This window comes from Streptomyces sp. NPDC004752, assembly GCF_053601275.1.
Window position 1 is genome coordinate 46,911 of record NZ_JBSGBN010000033.1, and the last position, 18,886, is coordinate 65,796.

Consider the following 18,886-nt stretch of genomic DNA (forward strand, 5'->3'; position numbering starts at 1 on the left):
CGACGACCAATCGTGACGTGCCTCACGGACAGGCGAGACCCAGGATCGGCTGCGAGGGACCGGAGGAGGACGTGAATTCGGGCAGGGTGAGGGCCGAATGGGCCGCTCGTCCCTCCGTGGAGGGCATGGCGCTGAGCTTGCGCAGCCTGTCGTTGCGCTGTTCCAGGGCCCGAGCGGTGATCGGGAAGAGTGTGGCACCGCCCTCACCGACCAGCCCCTGGTTCACGGTCACAAACTCACGGGTGCTGTGTTCGTAGGCGGCGAAGCCCGCGGCGTGGTCCCGGTCGTCGAGGGAACCGGCGAGCATGTACGCACCGACGAGCGCGAGGCTGGTGCCCTGTCCGGTGAGGAACGAGGGCGCGTACGCGGCGTCGCCCACCAGCGCGACCCTGCCGCTGGACCAGCGGGGCATGCGGATCTGGCTGACCCCGTCGAAGAACAGGTCGTCCGCGTCGCGCAGGGCGGCCAGCATGCCCGGGACCTCCCATCCCGCGTCGGCGAAGACCCCGGCGACCAGGTCCCGTTGGGCTTGCGGGTTCCGGAACGTGTCGAACGGCGGTTCCGGGAGGGCGAAGTTGAGGAAGGCGTGCACGTCGTCGTTGTCCCCCACGGCGTAGAGTGCCGCGGCCCTGCCCGGGGTGTTCCACATCACGGTCTCGCGGGAGAGCCCGAAGGTGTTGCGCAGGGTGAACACGGCGAAGCAGTAGCCGAGGTATCGGTGGAACTGTTCTTCGGGGCCGAACAGGAACTCTCGGGTACGAGAGTGCACTCCGTCCGCACCGAACACCATGTCGAACGTACGCCTGCCGCCCCCGCGGAAGGTGACGTCGACCCCGTGGCCGGACTGGTCGAGGGTGTCGATGGAGTCGTTGAACAAGAACTCCACGTCGTCACGGACCGCCGTGTAGAGAGCGTCGGTCAGATCGCCGCGCCGCACCTCCAGGTCCCGTCCCGCGACCCCGCCGGTGAGGGTGTGCGGGGTGACCGCGGCCACCTCGCGGCCGTCCCCGTCGAGGAAGGTCAGCCGACGCAGGTCGATGTGCGCGTCCTGCAGCCGCGGCAGGATTCCCATCCTGCGGACAACCTCGAGTGCGGTGCCGCGCACGTCGATGGGGTAACCGCCGTCTCGAAGTGTGCCCGCCTTCTCGACCACCGTGACGGTGAATCCGTAGCGGTTCAGCCAGAACGCGAGGGCGGCCCCCGCGACGCCGGCCCCGGATATCAGGGCCGTGCGCCGCGCCGTGGTACGGGTATCCCTCAACACATCAGTGCGGGTCATTCCTTGACTCCTTTGCTCATGGTGCGGGTGACAAGCAGGGACAGCGCCGTGACGGCGCCGGCTATGACGAAGCCGGTGACGAAGGCCGATTCGGCCGGGACATCCGACCCGGAAGGGGTCCCGGCGGTGAGGATCGCACCACTGACCTGCGCGCCCACGGCGTAGCCGAGCACGCGGGTCACCAGGACCAGGCTGGTGGCGATGCCGGTGTCACGTTGGTCGACGGATGTGGCGGTGCCGGTCACCATCGCCGTGACGCACAGGCCGTTGGCCAGCGCGATCATCGCCTTGCCGATGACGAGGTGCCAGATCTCGGTGTGCACGGCTGCCAGGGCGATCAGGGCGACGACCATGATGACGATCCCGGCGGTGACCACGGCACGCGAGCCGAGACGCCGCGCCCCGATCCCACTGATCGGCCCGGCCAGCGACGCGGCCACGACGCCGGGCAGCAGGAAGAAGCCGATCTCGGTGGCACCTGCCCCGAAGCCGTACGCGTCGGCGGGCACCGCGAACAGCTGCGGGACGAGATAGACCGCCACCGAGGTGCCGACGCAGATCACGAAGGTCAGCACACATGACTTCCACACCGCAGGCCGTGCCAGCATGCGCAGATCGACCATCGGCGAGGCGGCACGACGCTCGACGGCTGCCCATCCGGTCACGCAGGCGGCCAGAACCACGATGAGGGCGCCGAGTACGAGTGGCTGCGAGCCGATATCGGGCGCCAGCGCGAGCACAAGCATGAGTGTGACCAGCGTCCCGCTCAGGAGAAACAGGCCGGGCCAGTCGACCCCGGCGTCGTCCGACCGGCCCGGCGGATCGCGCGGCATCAGCCTGCTCACCAGCAGGGTGGCCCCGATGACCGCGATCGTCGGCAGCGCGAACATCCAGTGTCGGGACAGCCCTTCCGCCACAGGCCCGGCCGACAGCGTTCCCGCCATCCCGCCCCCCACGAACAACCCGCTGACCACTCCGATGGCCACCTTCGACTCTCCCGCGGGGAGGTGTGCGCGCACCAGGATGAACGACAGGGGCAGCGCGCCCACCATCGCTCCCTGGAGTACCTGGCCGAGCAGCAGCACGGGCAGGTTCGGCGCCAGGGCGGACACCAGTCCACCGGCACAGACCACTGCCATCAGCCGGATCAGGACCCGTTTTCCGCCGTAGCGGTCGCCGAACTTGCCTGCGACCGGTGTGACGAGCGCGCCGGTGATGAGGAGCATGATGCTGAGTAACGCCCCTTCGGCGGGACTCATGTCCAGCTCGCGTTGCAGGAGCGGGAGCGTCGGCGTCACCACCGACTCCAAGGCACCGGTGGCCACTGCCAGCATGCCGAGAGCCCCGACAGCGGCCTTCCCGATGTGGACCGGGGGAGCCAGAGTCGCGGTCATGGATGTATGTCCTTTCCGTCATTGCCGGGCGGGTAAGGGGTCGGCCGTACGTACGCGTAGCGCGGCCGCCTTGCCGGGACCGGCGCGGATACGACGGCCCTTCACGCGGGGCTCGGGTCCACCCGGAAGTGGGCCGCCATCCTGTCGGCGGCCGGGGAACTGTTCCTCGCCGACGGCTTCGACCGGGCCGGCGTCGACGCGGTCGCCGCCCGGGCCGAGAGCTTCTTCGGGATGAGCGCCGCTCAGGTCGCGTTCTTCGTCCAGGTACAACTCGCCGTCGGCGAGGGGGAGATCGGCGAGGAACTGCCTCGTGGCGACCGGGGTCAGCACCGAACCGGCCGGGGTCAGCACCGTACCGACCGGGTCCTCGGGATGATCCGTTTCCCCGCGCGGCCGCACTCGATCTCCCGGCGTGAAGCGCCGGTTTCGCGTCATGGTCTCAGGCATCCCGGTCGCGCAGTGCCGCGCGGGCCGGGAGGGTCACGGCGAGGAGGCCGAGGGATACCGCGGTTGCGGCGAATGTGGCGTACAGCAGCGGGGGTATGTGGGGGGACTCGCCCGTCAGGCCCCGCATCATCGGGGTCAGCGTGATCATGGCGATGGTGGTGCCCAGGGCCACGCCCGCTGCCGATACCAGCAGGCTCTCCCAGCGGAGCATGCGCAGCACCTGTCGGCGGGTGGAGCCGACGAGGCGGAGCGTGGTCAGTTCGCGGCGGCGGTCCAGGACCGTCATCACCAGGGTGTTGACGGCGGCGATGGCGGCGAAGCCGCCCAGGACGGCGGCCATCATGTAGTTGGCCCAGGCGCCGAGTTCGCGGTCCACGTTCTGCTCGACGGCGTAGCCCGAGGCGTCGGTGACCTTGCCGAGTGCGGCGAGCGGTTCGGCGTCGCCGCCGCGTACCAGCAGCGTGCTGTCGAAGCCCGATGTGACGTGGCCGGCCAGGGACGCACGGTCCATGGTCACCGCCGCCAGGCCCAGGCCGCGGCCGTAGACCGCGACTACTTCCGGGCGGGCCTCGGTGCCGTCGGGGAGGTGGAGCGGCAGCTTGTCGCCGACCTTGACCTTCGCCGCGGTGGCGAGGGTTTTGTCGATGGCGATACGGCCCGCACCCACGCGGTCCAGGCTGCCGCTGCGTACGTCCAGGTCCTGTACCTCGGCGAGTTGGGCGCCGGAGCCCGAGATGCCTTGGGTCGCCGATCCCTGCAGCGATGTCTCGCCGCCGGAGTCGACGGGCACCAGCACCTGTGTGTCGAGCAGGCTCACGGCCGCATCGACGCCGGGAGCGCGGGCGGCCCGGTCGGCGGCGCCGGCCGGCAGGCCCGCCGGGTTGGTGACGACGTGGTCGGCCGTGATGCCGTCGTGGAGCTGTTCTGCGGCGATCTGGCTCTCGCTCGTGTGCATGAAGACGAGCGTCGAGGCGAAGGCCATCGCCAGCACGATCGGGGTGATCGCGGAGGCCAACCGGCGGGCGTTGGTACGGGAGTTGGCGGCGGCCAGCGCCGCCGCGGCGCCGCCGCCGCGCAGCAGGAGACCGAAGAGTGCGGCGCACAGCCGGGCCACCAGCGGGCCGAGCAGCGCGACGGCGAGCATGAAGAGCATGACGACGCCGAGGGAGGCGTTGGCCGCGTCGGCACCGGCGGCGGAGGCGGCAACGCCGGCGAGGACCGCGCCGCCGCCGAGGGCGGCAAGGCCGAGGACGATTCGGAGGATGCCCGGCCGCAGCCGCTCCACCGAGGCTTCGGTGAGCGCCTGCCCCGGTTTGATCTTCGCGGGCCTGCGCCCGGCCGTCCAGCCGGCGCCGAGCGCCGTGAGCAGCCCGGTCCCGACGGAGATGAGCAGCGGGATCCACGAGACATGCAGATCGACCGCCTCCGGGATGGCTCCGCGGTCCTGCAGCTGCCCGAACCACCAGCTCGCCAGCGCGATCCCCGGCAGGCACCCGAACAGCCCGGCGAGCGGCGCGACAAGCAGCGCTTCGGCGGCGACCGCGCGGCGGATCTGCCGCGGGGTGGCGCCGACGGCGCGCAGTAGCGCGAACTCGCGGGTGCGCTGGCCGACGGAGAGGGCGACCGTGCCGGCCGCGGTGAAGACGGCGACGAGGGTGGCGATCCCGCCGAAGGAGCCGCCGAGTGCGGTGAGCGTCTCCTTGGCGTACGCCAGGCCCCGGTCCTCGACTTCGCCGCGGCCGTTGCCGGTGAGCACCTGCGCGCCGGAGCCGGCAAGTGCCTTCTCGACGGCGTTCGCAAGGGCGTCGGCGCCGGTGCCGTCCTTGGCCAGCACGGCGATGGCGTCGGCCTTGCCGGGGTGCCCGGCGAGGGTCGCGGCCCGGGTGTCGGCGAACCAGGCGGTGGGGCCGGTGCGGCCGTCGCCGGGACCGGCGGCGGCTAGGCCGGAGACGCGGAAGTCGGCCCGGCCGGAGGCGGTTTCGAGGGTGACGGTGTCACCGACGGCAACCTTGGCGCCACGGGCGGCGGCCCGGTCGAGCACCACGTCGCCGGTGCGCGGGGCGGCGCCGGCGGCCAGATCCGTACCGGTGAAGGCGTGCGCGCCCCAGCCATGGCCGGTGAGGGCGCGGGCGTCTTCACCGGTGCCGCCCTCGCCGCTCTGTCGCACCGGGAAGGTGAAGTCCGGCACCGCGGCCTCGGCGCCGGGCGCCCGTGCGGCCTTCGCCGCGAGCCCCGCGTCCACGCGAGCGGTGTCCGGCAGCGGGTACGCGGTTTCCTCGGGGCCGTCGATGGTGTCGGTGACGAGTCGCGCGGACTGGTCGGCCGCCGCGACGACCGGCGCCTTCGCGTACCGCTCCGCCGGCACCGAGGCGCGGATGCCGGTCTCCAGCAGGATGCCGCAGGCCGCGACGATCAGTGCCGACATCATCAGCGCGACGAACGTGCCCGCGAACGAGGCGGGTTTGAAGCGTACGGCCGCGCGGGCGAGGCCGTTCGGGGCGAAGCTCCTCATGCCGCGGCCCCTGCCATCGCACCCGTACGGCCGGCAAGCAGCGTCATCCGCGCCGCGATCTGCTCCGCCGAACCGTGCTCCAGGCTGTCGGCGAAGGTGCCGTCGGCGAGGAACAGCACACGGTCGGTCCAGGCGGCGGCGGCCGGGTCGTGGGTGACCATGACGACGGTGGCGCCGAGGGTGTCCACCGCGTGCCGGAGCAGTCCGAGGACCTCCGCGGCCGTGCCGGTGTCAAGGGCGCCGGTGGGCTCGTCGGCGAACACCACGTCCGGGCCGGTGACCAGGGCGCGGGCGACGGCCACGCGCTGCTGCTGGCCGCCGGAGAGCTCGCCGGGGCGGCGCCGCGCCTTGTCGGCGAGCCCGACCTGCGCGAGCACCGCGGCCGCTCGGCGGCGGTCGGGGCGCTGCCCGGCCAGGCGCAGGGGCAGCAGGACGTTCTGCTCCACGGTCAGCGACGGCAGCAGGTTGAACGCCTGGAAGACGAAGCCGAGTCGGCTGCGGCGGAGTTCGGTGAGCCTGTTCTCGCTCATGCCCGTGATCTCCGTGCCGCCGAGGCGCACGGATCCCGCCGACGGCCGGTCGAGCCCGGCGGCGCACTGCAGGAAGGTGGACTTGCCGGACCCGGACGGCCCCATGACCGCGGTGAACGTGCCGCGCGGCAGGGCGAGGTCGACGCCCGCGAGGGCATGCACGGAGCCCGCGCCGCGGCCGTACTGCCGCCGGACACCGCGCAGTTCGACGGCAGGACCGGGTGTGGCGGCCGGGACCTCCGGTCGGTCGTCCACCGTGTGCCGCTTGCCGTTGCGTAGCCTCATGTTCCGCCCTCTCGCGATCTTCTCGTGCCGACGAGTTGAAGTGTGCGGGGACGGCTGCGCGCCGGGCGTCACACCCGGGAGCCAATGTGGAGGTGCTACCACGGTAGGGGGTGGGTGGAGGAAGGACAGGTCCTACCCTCCGCCGGAGGGCTACCGCCCGGGGCCCGGGGACGAAGCCCCGGCCTGCGCCGGAACGGGGCATCCTTTGCTCGGGGCTTGTCGGCGAGCTTGGGGAAGGGGCTGCCGGGCTGCCGCTCGCGTGGCGTGCAGGAGCCTTCGCCCCGTTGCCGCCCTGTGCCGGGGTCCGGAGCGTAGCCGCGGCGAGGGAGCCACGTTGCCGACTGGGTGGGGGGCGCCTGCGCCGTCGGGGGTCGTGGAGCGAGCCGCCCCAACGGGACCGCGACCCGCCCGACGCGGCTCAGGGACGCCGGCACCAGCACCGTGCGGGCACCAGGGGCCGCAGGCCCCTCCGCCTTTGATGGCGACGTGCTCGGGGTTCCGGGGCGCGTCCCCGGGGAGGGGCCGTCCGGCGGTTTCCAGGGATTGTTGCGCCGGTCACGGCCGGTCCGCTCGTTCATACCGACGATCCGGCACGCTTCCCTGTTGCTGTAGCCCGCACTCACGAGCCGGACGCATTCCTCGTTCCGGCGCCGGGCACGGAGCTTCTTCCGTCCCTGAGCCACGGTCCGCACCGTGCGGATCTCGAAGTCCACCGCACCCCTTGAGCCGGGGGTGCGAGGACCGCGAGGACCACCAGAACTCAAGTCCTACTCGCCCGGGGCCACCAGCCCCGACTCGTACGCGAAGACCACCGCCTGGGCACGGTCGCGCAGGCCGAGCTTGGTGAGGACGCGGCTCACATGTGTCTTCACCGTCTGCTCGGCCAGCACCAGCGTCTGCGCGATCTCCGCGTTGGACAGGCCGCGGGCCACCAGGGTGAGGACCTCGGTTTCGCGTTCCGTCAGGGCCTTGAGCCGCAGCGCGGGCTTGCCTCGGGCGGCGGGACGTTGCCGGGCGAAGTCCGCGATGAGGCGGCGCGTCACGGAGGGGGCGAGCAGCGCGTCGCCCGAGGCCACGACGCGTACCGCCGCGATGAGGTCGGCCGGCGGCGCGTCCTTCAGCAGGAAGCCGCTCGCGCCCGCCCGCAGCGCCTCGTAGACGTAGTCGTCGACGTCGAATGTGGTGAGCATCAGGACGCGCGGCCGGTGTTCCCCCAGGGCGGTGCCCCCACCGCCCGGCGGGGGCGCGAGGATGCGGCGCGCGGCCTGGAGGCCGTCCATCTCGGGCATGCGGACGTCCATCAGCACGACGTCGGGATGGGTGCGCCGGCTCAGCTCGACGCCCTGCGCACCGTCGGGTGCTTCGCCCACCACGTCGATGTCGCTCTGGGCGGCCAGCAGTGCGGCGAAGCCGGCCCGCACCATGGCCTGGTCGTCGACGATGATGACGCGCGTCGTCACGTCAGGTCCTTTCCGGTCAGGGGGAGTTGGGCGGCCACCCGGAAGCCGCCGTCCGGCAGCGGCCCGGCGTCGAGGGTGCCGCCGACGAGCCGCACCCGCTCGCGCATGCCGACGAGGCCGTGCCCGGTGCCGCCCTCCTCCAGCGGCGCGGCGGGCGGCTCGGGCGGCGGCCCGTTGACGACGAGGACGGTGAGCCGCGCGCTGCCCTCCGAGACGGACTCCGACACCGACACCTGCGTCGGAGCACCCGGCGCGTGCCGTACGACGTTCGCGAGGGCCTCCTGGACGATGCGGTACGCGGAGAGGCCCACCCCCTCGGGCACGTCGGCGTCGCAGGGGGTGAACTCCACCGGCACGCCCGCCCTTACCGTCGCCTCCGCCAGCTGCCCGATCCGCGTCAGGCCCGGCTGGGGCGCGAGCTCGCCGTGCGCCTCCTCGTTCCGCAGCACACCGAGGAGCCGTCGCATCTCGCCGAGCGAATCGCGCGCGGTCGCCGCGATGGACGTGAACTCCTTCTGCACGTCGGGCGGCAGCCCGTCGAGGCGGTACGCGGCGGTGTCCGCCTGCACCGTGATGACGGACATGTGGTGCGCCACCACGTCGTGCAACTCGCGCGCGATGCGGGCGCGTTCCTCCAGCAGCGTCCGGCGGCCGCGCTCGGCCTCGCTGATCGTCTCCTGCTCGGCCAGCCTGCGCTGCGCCTCGTACCGCTCGCGGAGCGCACCGGCGAGCAGGAGTGCGACGCCGCTGAGTACGGTGAGCAGTGTGCTGGTGCCGCTCGTACCGGTGGGCGCGACAAACTCCAGGGCGGCGTTGGCGCCCGCCGTCGCCAGCCACACCAGCAGCAGCGTTCGGCGCCGCTCGCGCAGGCCGAGGGCGAGGCAGAGGCCGACGTACCCGACGATCTCCATGGGCGGGAACGGCCACAGGTGCCGCTCGTCGAAGTCGACGGTGAGCAGGGCGAGCGCCCCGGCCACGTCGGCGGCGAAGATCACGTACCAGGCCCGCAGCGGGCGGACGACGGCGAGCAGCAGCGGTGCCGTCTGCGCAACGGCCAGCACGCTCGCGATGCCGCCGTTCAGGCCGTAGTCGACGCTGAGCACATGGATGGTGGTGGGCAGCAGGGCGACGCACAGCACGAACGCCACGCCCCACGGCAGCAGCCGTACCCACCGACGCGACGCCCCCGCGAGGAGCGCGCGCGGGGGTTCCTCCTCCACTGACGTCATGGGCCCCACCCTATGTGCGGCGGAACGCGGCTGTGTGTCATGCCGGTCACCGGAGCAGGAGCCCTGCGCGTCCGACGGCGCATCCGACGGCACGGCACCGGTCGCCCGGCCGCCAGGAATGAAGCGCACTCATCGGATGTCGGCGCGCAGCGGTTCTCTCACGTCGTGCATGTGCCGCAGGGCCTGACGGTAGGAGTCGATGAGGCCGGTCTCCGCGTAGGGGATACCGAGGTCGCGGCAGTGGGCCTTCACCATGGGCTGGGCGAGCCTCAAGTGGGGGCGGGGCATGCTGGGGAACAGGTGGTGCTCGATCTGGTAGTTGAGGCCGCCGAGGAACCAGTCGGTGAGGACGCTGCCCCTGATGTTGCGGGATGTGAGGACCTGGCGTCGTAGGTGTCCCCACTTTTCGCCGTCAGGGTCGGGCATGTCCATCCCCTTGTGGTTGGGTGCGAAGGCCATGCCCAAGTGCAGCCCGAACAGGGCTTGATGGAGCGCGGCGAAGACGAGTGCGTGGGCGAGCGGCATGGTCGTCAGAAGCAGGGTGACGTACCCGGCGACATGGGCGGCGAGGAGCGCGCCCTCCACCAGGCGCTCGCCGCCGTTCTGGCGGCGCAGGTCCTTGAAGCCGTAGAGCTTCAGGGCGAGACCTTCGAGGAGGGTGAGGGGGAAGAAGAGCCATGCCTGGTGGCGGGTGAGCCAGCCGCGGAAGCCCACGCGCGTGGCGGCCTGTTTGCTGGTGAAGACGAGGATGTCGGCGGCGACGTCGGGGTCCTTGTCGATGTGATTCGGGTTGGCGTGGTGGCGGTTGTGTTTGTCGTTCCACCATGCGTAGCTCATACCGAGCAACAGATTGCCGTGGATCAGCCCGATGAGGCGGTTCGTGGCCCGGTTGCCGCTGATCTGGGCGTGGCCCGCGTCGTGGCCGATGAACGCGGTGCGGGCACCCAGGACGGCGAGAACGGGAGCGAGAGCGAGCACCCACCACGAACCGCCGATGAGCGCCAGGCCGGTGACGACGGCGGCCAGGCTGAGGGCGTTGGTCACTATGGTGCGTGCGTACCAGCCGGTGCGCCGATCGAGTAGCTCCTGTCTCTTGATGTCGCGCAGCAGTGGCGTGAACTCGCTGCCCGTGTCCGGTGGGGAGTGCCTCGGGGTGGCCTTCTCGGGGTGCGGCAGAGCGGTTTCCGGTGGCTCCTTGCTCACAGAGTCGTCCGTCGGCCGGGCGGCGGTGCCGGGGAGCGGACCGCTCGGCGCGCGCTCGCTGCTCGCCGAGGCCCAGCCCGCCGCCGTGCTGTCGACCAGCGGTGTGGTCGGTACGGCGGTGGTCAGGGTCTTCTTGAAGCGGCGGCTTCCTGAAGCGCGCATCCGTCCGTCTCCCTCTGTCTCGTCCGTGGTGACGGGAAGGAAGGTAGGAAGGCGGTGAGGGGTGGGGCATCACGCTGGGGAGCCAAGTCAGCAGTGATACCCCGGTAGGGGGTGGGCTAGGCGCGGTGGGCTGGGTGCGGTGGGCTAGCTGCCGGCTCCCGGAGTGGGCAGGGGTTTGCCCAGGAGGAAGGCTCGCAGCAACGCGGTGTAGAGGCGTGGCTGCCCGCGTGAGATGGAGTGACCGGCTCCCTTGACGGTCACCAACGTGGCGTCCGGGAGGGTGCGCTGGTACTCGGCGGTCACGACGGGTTTGATGAAGTCGCATTCCCCTCGCATGATCAGGGAGGGGACGTGCGCGGTGCGCAGACTCGGCCGAGGGTCGGGGAGTTGCTCCTCAAAGTCCTTGCGGGTCATCTGGTTGCTGTAGAAACCCTGCGGGTTGTTGTGCACCTTGGTGGGCGGCGCTTCCTTGCACGAGGTGCTGTCCTTTCCCTGCAGGGCGACTTCGTGCAGCCAGTGGTCGACCTCGCGGTCGCCGACCAGCGCGTGCGCGGCGCCGGGGTTGATCTGCAGCAGCAGGCTCGCCGCGAGCAGCCGGGGTGAGCTGTTCAGCCGGTCGAGCCGTTCCTTCTGGGCGGGGGCGAGCCGGTTCCAGGGTTCCCCGGCCGTGGAGCCGGGGTATTCGCGGCCCCACAGCGCGCCCGGCGAGGTGAACACCGCTTTGGCCACGTGTTTGCTGTGGGCCGCCAGGTACTGGGCGGTAAGTGACCCTCCCCATGACTGGCCGACGAGGATGATCCGGTCAGCGCCGAGCGTGCGCCGGATCGCTTCGAGATCGGCGACCTGGCGGGCGACGGTGTACCCGGTGATGTCCCGCAGTCTGGTGGACCGGCCGGCGCCGAGCTGGTCGTAGGAGTAGACGTCGAAGCCGTCCGCCGCGAGTTCACGGCCGCCGGTGGGGATGCCCTCGCCGGGCGTGCCCGGCCCGCCGTGCAGGAAGATCACCGGTGTCGGCCTGGCCTTACCGGCGGCGGAGGCGTGGACATAGGCGATGCGCGATCCCGTCGGCAGATTCCAGTATCTGACGCCGGGTGGGGCGGGGGCTGCCGTGGTGGTGGGCAGCGGACGGAAGATGGTGACACCGGCGAGGACAGCGACGGCCACGGTCAGGCCGACCGCGAGGAACGCGGCCGCCCGCAGGCCCGAGCGGCGTTCGAGGCCGAGCAGGGCGAACGCCGCGCGGCCCAGCAGCCCGCCGGCCAGAGCGCCGGAGACGAGAGCGGCGAGGGCCAGGGTCGGCACGCTCGTGGTGACGAACGCTGTGGCGAGGAAACCGGCCGCTGCGACGACCGGGGTCAGTGGTAGCGCCAGCAGCAGAAGGGCACCGCCGGTGATACGGCGGGGAAGTGTGTGTGCCATGCGTTCGAGGCTAGGGAGACGGCGCGGGCAATCCGTCCAGCTCAGGGACGGTCTGGCAGCATGCGCCGACCGCTCTACGGCGGGGTGACTCCCCCGCCCTGCGGCGGGGGTGTCTGTGGCTGCCCGGGGCGGATCAGACCCGTCTCGTATGCGGCGATCGTCGCCTGCACCCGGTCGCGTACGCCGAGCTTGCCGAGGAGGACGGAGACGTGGTCCTTCACGGTGGGCGGGCTCACACCCAGCGCTGCCGCGATTTCCGCATTGGACAGCCCACGCGCGACCTGCCGGAGGACCTCGGTCTCGCGCGGAGTGAGCCGGTCGAGCCGTGCCGTGTCGAGTGGGCCGGGCCCGTCGGTGTACCGGTCGATCAGTGTGCGGGTCACCGCCGGATCGAGCAGCGCGGCTCCCCCGTGGATCACCCGCACCGCGTCGATCACCCGCTCCGGTTCGGCGTCCTTGAGCAGAAAGCCGGCGGCTCCGGCGCGCAGCGCGGCGAACAGATACTCGTCGAGAGCGAAGGTGGTGAGCACCAGTACACGGGTCGCAGGGTTCCGTTCGGTGATCCTTGCGGTCGCCGCGAGGCCCCCGATTCCCGGCATCCGGATGTCCATCAGCGCGACGTCCGGCCGCGACGACAGAGCGAGTTCGACCGCCGTGTCGCCGTCCGCGGCCTGCCCGACAACGCAGAGGTCGGGTTCTGCGTCGAGAATCGCCGCGATCCCGGCCCGTACGACGGCCTGGTCGTCCGCGACGGTCACTCTGATCGCCATGGGAAGACCTCCGGCAGCCATACTCGTACCGCACCGCGGTCGGTCGTCGAGAGGATACCGCCGGCGGCGTCCGCAAGGGCGCGCAGCTGCCGCTCCACCCCCACAGCGGCGGGTGCCGGACCGGAGACCTCCACCCCGTCGTGGACTCTGCGCACGGTGAGGGTGACGCCCACGGCCATGAGCGTGGAGGCGATCCGGTAGGCGAAGACCTCCACGACAGCGGGCAGCGGACGGCGCGGGCCGATGTAGCGGACGTCGCCGCCGTACTGCCTGGCCAGCGCGGCGATCCCGGAAAGAGTAGGGGGCGGGGCGTCTTCCCCGTCGATCCCACCGATCCCGCCGATCCCGCCCTTCCCGTCACTCACGTCGTCGCTGTCCCGTTCGCGTAGCCCGGACAGCAGCCCCCGCAGAGCGGTGAGACCGGCACGGGCTTCCTCCCGTACGGTCCGCAGGTTCCCCGCCTCGGCCGCGGCGACCACCGCCTGCGCGTGCCGGAGCGCCGTGTGCCGCAGCCCGGTGGCGAACCGCAGACGCTGCTCGTGCACCGCGGCGTCGGCGTCCCCGTCGAGCAGGATCCGCCGCTGGGTGTCGGCAGCCCGCAGCCGGTCATGGCGCCGGGCGGTCCGGCGCCCCCATGACCAGACGGCGAAGGCTGGGAGGGCCAGCATGCAGGTCAGCACGGCCCAGGCCGCCGCCCGGCTGCCGGTGATACCCCTGCCGCTCGCCAGTGCCAGGCCACCTACGGCGGCGACGGCGAGTGGCGCGAACAGGCCCCGCCGGAACGGCAGATAGGCCCCGGCGCTGTACACGAGGGTCAGCTCGACCCACCCGTACACCAGGAAGATGTCGCTCACCGGCGGTTGGGTCCAGCCGGCCCGATCGCAGGCCAGCCACAGCACCAGGGCCAGCAGCACCGCCGCGAGCGCGCGTCCGGGTGCCCGCGAGCGCCGGCCCAGCGGCACGGCGTGCAGGCCCGACAGCACGACCGTCGGCACCGCGGGCAGCACGCCGCCGAAGGAATCCGGTACATCGGCTGACAGCAGGCTCGCACCGAGCGAGAGCGCGATCGCCAGGACCACCAGCGCGTAGTCGAACGCGACCATCCCGCGCCAGCGGGGCCACCGGCGGATGTGAGGTGCTGCCGCCGCGGGCAGTTGAGCCCGAACGGTCCAGCCGGCACCCCCTTGGCTGTCCTGCCCTGTCGGTCCGGCAGAGAGCGTCCCGCCCGCCGCGGTGACCGTGGCCGCCAGCCCCGCGAGGCCGTGACCGGTCCCGAGGCCCGGCTCGACAGCCGTACCGCCGTCGTCCGTGATGGTGACGACGAGCAGGCGATCGCCATCGGCCGCCCTGTTGCCCTCCGGGGACTCGTCCCGGTCGACGGCCGCTTCCGACTCAACGGCCCCCTCGACCCGGACACGCACCACCGCTCCCCCTGCGTACCGGGCCGCGTTGGTCAACGCCTCTCGGACAACCCGGTATGCCGCCTCCGTACTGCTCGCCGGCGCCATGTCCACCGTGCGCCGGTAGTCCACCGCGTGCGCGGCGGCCAGCGCATCGATATCGGCGAAGGTGGCGAGGGCCGGGTACTCGCCCAGTCCGGTGAGACGCTCCAGCTCGCGAACGGCCTGCCGGCCCGCCTCGCTCGCGTGCCGCAGCGCAGCACCGGTCTGTTCCTGGTCGGCGAGCCGGAGCGCAGCGCCCGCTGACACCACGACGCCGGTCAGCCGGTGCGCGGCCACATCGTGCAGCTCTGCCGCCAGCCGGTCCCGTTCGGCGAGCGCCGCGAACAGGGGGACTGCCGGGGTGCCGGCCTCGTAGTCGGCCAGCGCGGACCGATGGGCCAACCTGTGTCGGCGTGACCGGCCCGTCGCCCAGGCGATCGCCACCGCGCCGCCGGCCATCAGCACGACCCCTGCCACATAGTGCGGCGGCTCACCGCGGGCAGCGGCGACTCCGGCGGCGGCCAGTGTGGCGATGACCGCTCCCACGAGGGAGGGTCCAGCGGTTCGGTGCACGGCCAGGAGATGGAGCACGACCAGCACGGCGACCGCCGCAAGGACAGAAATGGCAGGAAGGGCGGAAAGGACCCATGTGTGTCCTGCGAAGGGACCGTCCCACGCCGACCACATGAACCGATTCACCGCCAGTCCGTCTCATCCCGCACCAGCCGCTCGACGATCCCCATACCGGCAGACTAGCCAACTGTCACCACGCTGCGGCGCGGCCGAGGGAGGCAAGTCGGCGCCGTCTACTGCGCGGCGCGGCGGCGAGAGCGGCCGAGGGCGTCGCGCAGTGCCCAGTACGCGGGTTTCGCCTCGTAGGCCGCATCCCAGGGAAGGGCGTCTCCCGGACTCGGGGGATAGTTCCGGATGTCGGCCGTGGAACCGTATCGGTCGGTGAAGCCCCAGGTGGAGAAGGAGGTGCAGTTGGGTTCCTCGCTGCAGACGGCGAGTTTCCCCGCGAACTGGCGGGCCTGGACGTCCTCCTCGCCCTTGCCGACGAGGACGTCCATCTCCGAAACTCGGGCTTTCAGGCCGAGCCCGGCCAGCGCCCGGACCTTGCGCCGGAAGACCTCGGGGTCGGTACGGTCGTCGGCGGCGTACTCGTGGTTCTGGAAACCGACACCGTCGATCGGAACGCCGCGTTTCCCCAGCCGGATCAGCAGCGCGTAGAGGGCGTCCCAGCGCGGTCCGTCCTCCTCCACTCCGTACTCGTTGAGGTAGAGCACCGCATGCGGGTCGGCCTCCCGGGCCGTACGGAAGGCGATGTCGATGTACTGCTCGCCCATCGCCTCGAACCACAGGTGCGGCCGCACGCCGCGGTTGCCGTTGGTGTAGTCCTCGTCCTCGTCGGACATGGGCTCGTTCACCACGTCCCATTCCGCCACCTTCCCCCGGAAGTGGCCCGCGACCGCCCGGATGTGCTCCGTCATGACGCGTCTGCGGTCCTCGTGCGTCATCTCGGCACGCATCCATGAGGGCAGCGCCTCGAACCAGACGAGCGTGTGCGCGTGCACCTGCATCCCGTTGGCGTCGGCGAAGTCCACCAGGGTGTCGCCTTCCTCGAAGGCGAACACGCCGCGTCGCGGCTGGACGAACTGTGCCTTGAAGTCGTTCTCCGGTGTGAGCATGGAGAACTCCTCACCCGCCGTCCTGCGGTAGGCGCTGTCGGTCAGCAAAGGGCCCGCGGCCAGGGCGGTCCCCAAGCGGATCGGGCGCTGGAGGTCCGCCGCCAGGTCACGCAACGCATCGGTGGACCGGGGTACTTTCAGGCCGGGGGCGTCCCGGACGGACATCCGTCCCCGGCCCAGTGGCATCGCACGGAGTTCGCCGAGCGTCCAGCCTTCCCCGCGGCCCCCCGCGTCCGCGCCGAACCAGATACGGCCGTGCCCGAAGACGTCCCGTCCCGGCACGGTCCCCACGACGTTGCCGTCGGCCTCCAGCACCAGCCTGTTCCCCCGCACGTCGACGGCCAGGCGGATCTCGTCCCCGAAGCCTCTGCCGAAGGTACGGGTCAGAGCGGGCCGGTCCGAGTCTCCGTCCCAGCGGTCGAATCGGAGCCGACCGCCGACCACACCGATCCGCACGCCGCGCCGCTCGTGCCGCCACTCGTCGTACACGACGGGAGTCTCACCGTACAGATGCAGGTAGGCGTCCGTGCCGTCCGTGCGTCTCAGGCGCGCCTCGATCCGGATGTCGCCGCGGAACACGAGGTGGGGACCGCGCAGGTTCACCGGTGGATTCGGCTGCCCACCGCTGCCGTCCTGTTGTGTGATGCGCCGGTCGAGGCGCGTGATGCGAACTCCTGACCGTGTCTGCTTCGCCCCGGCGAAGTGGGCCCAGTCCCGGCCGTCGAGCAGGTCCGTCGCCCCTCCCCCCGCGGGCGCCGAGCCACCGGTGCAGGACATCGAGGCCCCGGCGAGCAGGGCGCAGGCAACAGCGGTGACAACGCTTCTCCGTACCCGCATGACCCGCGGCACTCCCCTCCGACGTTTCGTCCCCGACCACACCGCCGCCCTCCTGTCCACGCCGGGGGGAGGCAGCGGCAAGGACGTCGTGCGGCACAGCGCGCCACCGCGCCCGTCGCCGCCGTGACCCCGTGTCATTATCCTTCGCCCTGGCAGGCGGACGAGGTGCGGGGCAGAAAAGCACCACGCGGGGGGAGCTGATGGCCGACCTGCGGTTGCCGGCCGACTGGAGATCGCCGACTGGAGATCACCGACTAGAGGTCCAGGACGACTTCGGTGGTCGGTGCGCTGCAGCAGACGAGGATGGTGCCGGCTTCGGGGAGTTCGAGGGGTGGGGTGGTGTAGGTGATGTCGCCTGACACGAGGTGGGTGATGCAGGTGTGGCAGACGCCGGTGCGGCAGGACCAGCGGGTGGGGATGTCGCAGGCTTCGGCGAGATCGAGAAGAGACGTGTGAGCGGGTGACCAGGGGGTGGTGATGCCGCTGCGGGCGAAGGTGATGAGGGGGCCGGTGCCCGGTGGACCGGGTGGTTGGTGCGGCCGGATCGCGGCGGTGGGTGTGACGCCGGGGTTGATGGCCGGCAGGGCGCTGAACTGTTCCGTATGGATCTGCTCGGGGCGCAGGCCGTGATCGCGCAGAAAGCCGCCGAGGTCGTCCATGAAGGCGGGTGGTCCGCAGAGGTAGGCGGCGGCGTCGGTCGGGATACAAAGGGCCGTGAGTGCTGGGGCGGTCGGGTGGCCCTGGGCGATGTGGGACTCGCCGGGATGTGGGGTTTCGGAGGTGTAGTAGATGTGCTCGTGGGCGTTGGGCAGTTGCGCCAGAAGGGCGTGGGTCTCGTCCGCGAAGGTGTGATGGGCGCGGTCGTGGGCGGTGTGGATCCACCAGACAGGGCGTGGGTCTCGTGCGGCGGCGAGTTGGTGGAGCATGGCGAGTACGGGAGTGGCACCGATCCCCGCCGAGATGAGGACGATCGGGCGGGTGTCTTCTTCGAGTACGAACGTTCCACGGGGGCCGGCAATGTCCACGAGGTCCCCGGGATGGAGCGCGGCATGGATGTAGCCGCTGACTTTCCCGTGGGGCTCACGCTTGACGCTGATGCGATACGTGTCGGCTGTGGGCGCGCGGGACAGGGAGTAGCTGCGCACTGCGGGGGCGGCATCGCCGACGGCGAGGCGGATGGAGAGGTACTGGCCGGGGCGGGCCTTCGGCAGGGGTGTGGCGTCGGTGGTGTCGAGGTAGATCGAGGAGACGGTGCGGGTCTCGGGGACGATGCGGGCGACACGCATGGGCTTGAAGCCCGGCCAGCCCGGCTCTTCTCCGGGCTGCCGGGTGCCGGCGCGTTCGCTCGGCCATCCCGGTTCCTGTTTGGGCTGCCGGGCGGCGGCGAGTTCACGGAAGGACTGCTGCCATCCGGGGCTGAGGGCGGGGATGTTCAGTGCTTTGCGCAGCTTCGCGGGGTCGCGGTCGGGAAGGTAGAGCAGTGCGTCGGTGTCGGCGACGCTGAGTTCTTCAGGACCTTTGCGAGTGAGGGTGATCTCGTCGCCGGACTGCACACGTCCCTCGGTGAGGACGCGCAAGTAGAAGCCGGGGCGGTGGTGGGCGACCAGCAGGGAGGCCATGGTGGGTTCGCCGAGGCGCATGCCGACGCGGTAGCAGGTGACGCGGGGCTGGGTGACCTCGAATTCGGCTTCGCCGATGCGGTACCGGTCGCCGATGCATACGTCGTCGTCGGGCAGGCCGTCGACGGTGAAGTTCTCCCCGAAGATCCCGAAGGTCAGGTCATCGCGACCGAGCTGCTTTTGCCAGTACTGGTAGGACTGCAGCTGGTAGACGAGGACGGCACGCATCTCGCCGCCGTGCCCGGCCAGATCTCCTTGACCGTCTCCATCGACGTTCAGCGTCCGGACCATGCGGGGGCCCTGGACGGGGGCCTTCCAGGCTCCGGTGTGGACAGTCCGTTCCTGCCAGGAGACGTCCTTGGGCATTCCTACGTTGACGGACAGCAGCGTCGCCATTGCGGACCTCCTGCGGGGTGGTCGGCCGGGGCAGCCCCTCATGGCGCTGTGATCCGTGCGCTCGGGTGCGCTCGGGTGCGCTCGGGGCGATATTAGTTCGTTGTCAGTACGTTCGCCGATGCCGCCGCAGGCGCTCGGCCGGGGTTTCCCCGCCGCGCGTGTTGCGTGGGCGGCGGTTGAGCTGGTCGACACCGACGATCCGGCACGCTTCGGT

General features: G+C 71.5%; 13 protein-coding genes. All 13 read right to left on the reverse strand.

Going from position 1 to position 18,886, the window contains the following annotated elements; genetic code table 11:
- Positions 1-22 precede the first annotated feature (22 nt).
- Complete coding sequence (locus tag ACWEKM_RS16375) at positions 23-1,279, reverse strand: FAD-dependent monooxygenase (protein ID WP_451621845.1); 1,257 nt, start codon at positions 1,277-1,279, stop codon at positions 23-25.
- A complete protein-coding gene (locus ACWEKM_RS16380) occupies positions 1,276-2,673 on the reverse strand; it encodes an MFS transporter (RefSeq protein ID WP_451621846.1) in 1,398 nt (465 codons plus the stop codon). Before ACWEKM_RS16380 ends, ACWEKM_RS16375 begins: the two co-directional genes overlap by 4 nt.
- A gap of 18 nt (positions 2,674-2,691) precedes the next feature.
- Positions 2,692-3,108 (reverse strand): hypothetical protein, encoded by a 417-nt coding sequence (locus tag ACWEKM_RS16385; RefSeq protein WP_451621847.1) that lies wholly within the window; start codon positions 3,106-3,108, stop codon positions 2,692-2,694.
- A gap of 4 nt (positions 3,109-3,112) precedes the next feature.
- Entirely contained in the window at positions 3,113-5,632 is a 2,520-nt protein-coding gene (locus ACWEKM_RS16390; RefSeq protein ID WP_451621848.1) for an ABC transporter permease, read from the reverse strand.
- Positions 5,629-6,447: an ABC transporter ATP-binding protein gene (locus tag ACWEKM_RS16395; RefSeq protein ID WP_451621849.1), complete on the reverse strand. Its 819-nt coding sequence runs from the start codon at positions 6,445-6,447 to the stop codon at positions 5,629-5,631. The genes ACWEKM_RS16390 and ACWEKM_RS16395 overlap by 4 nt, the downstream gene beginning before the upstream one ends.
- Before the next feature lie 767 nt (positions 6,448-7,214).
- Entirely contained in the window at positions 7,215-7,907 is a 693-nt protein-coding gene (locus ACWEKM_RS16400; RefSeq protein ID WP_451621850.1) for a response regulator, read from the reverse strand.
- A complete protein-coding gene (locus ACWEKM_RS16405; protein ID WP_451621851.1) occupies positions 7,904-9,136 on the reverse strand; it encodes a sensor histidine kinase in 1,233 nt (410 codons plus the stop codon). The genes ACWEKM_RS16400 and ACWEKM_RS16405 overlap by 4 nt, the downstream gene beginning before the upstream one ends.
- A 129-nt stretch (positions 9,137-9,265) precedes the next feature.
- Positions 9,266-10,501: a fatty acid desaturase family protein gene (locus ACWEKM_RS16410; protein ID WP_451621852.1), complete on the reverse strand. Its 1,236-nt coding sequence runs from the start codon at positions 10,499-10,501 to the stop codon at positions 9,266-9,268.
- A 144-nt stretch (positions 10,502-10,645) separates the two neighbouring features.
- Complete coding sequence (locus tag ACWEKM_RS16415) at positions 10,646-11,920, reverse strand: alpha/beta fold hydrolase (protein ID WP_451621853.1); 1,275 nt, start codon at positions 11,918-11,920, stop codon at positions 10,646-10,648.
- 74 nt (positions 11,921-11,994) lie between these two features.
- On the reverse strand, positions 11,995-12,690 hold the full coding sequence (locus ACWEKM_RS16420; RefSeq protein ID WP_451621854.1) for a response regulator: 696 nt from the start codon (positions 12,688-12,690) through the stop codon (positions 11,995-11,997).
- On the reverse strand, positions 12,675-14,732 hold the full coding sequence (locus ACWEKM_RS16425) for a histidine kinase (RefSeq protein WP_451621855.1): 2,058 nt from the start codon (positions 14,730-14,732) through the stop codon (positions 12,675-12,677). The genes ACWEKM_RS16420 and ACWEKM_RS16425 overlap by 16 nt, the downstream gene beginning before the upstream one ends.
- 206 nt (positions 14,733-14,938) lie before the next feature.
- On the reverse strand, positions 14,939-16,657 hold the full coding sequence (locus ACWEKM_RS16430) for an endo-1,4-beta-xylanase (protein ID WP_451621856.1): 1,719 nt from the start codon (positions 16,655-16,657) through the stop codon (positions 14,939-14,941).
- 254 nt (positions 16,658-16,911) lie between these two features.
- The gene (locus tag ACWEKM_RS16435) at positions 16,912-18,672 is read right to left on the reverse strand and encodes an MOSC domain-containing protein (RefSeq protein WP_451621857.1); all 1,761 of its coding nucleotides are present in this window, start codon (positions 18,670-18,672) and stop codon (positions 16,912-16,914) included.
- Positions 18,673-18,886 lie beyond the last annotated feature (214 nt).